This is a genomic window from Komagataeibacter melaceti, from assembly GCF_003403295.1.
GTDB lineage: Bacteria > Pseudomonadota > Alphaproteobacteria > Acetobacterales > Acetobacteraceae > Komagataeibacter > Komagataeibacter melaceti.
In genome coordinates this window covers 1-216 of the sequence record NZ_QUWV01000079.1, presented here as the reverse complement: position 1 = coordinate 216, position 216 = coordinate 1, and the positions used below count along the sequence as shown (strand labels likewise).

The 216-nt window shown below is 54.6% G+C and carries 1 pseudogene; it reads left to right on the top strand.

Features of this window, described 5'->3' with window-relative positions:
• A pseudogene (locus DY926_RS17860) lies at positions 1 to 201 on the top strand (IS5/IS1182 family transposase); the annotation flags it as partial.
• Positions 202 to 216 lie beyond the last annotated feature (15 nt).

Below are 216 nucleotides of genomic sequence, written 5' to 3'. Positions count from 1 at the left end.
GCCGTTCGAAGCGTCTGATGATTGATGCGACACATCTGAAAGCACGCCGGACAGCAGCCTCTTTGTTTAAAAAGGGGTTTTTCCCCGCATATCGGATGCACGAAAGACGGCCTGAACTCAAAACTCCATGCCGTGTGCGATGGTCAGGGCCGACCGGTCCGGCTTCATCTGACTGCGGGACAGGACAGTGACTTCAAAGGGCAGATGTTCTCCTGA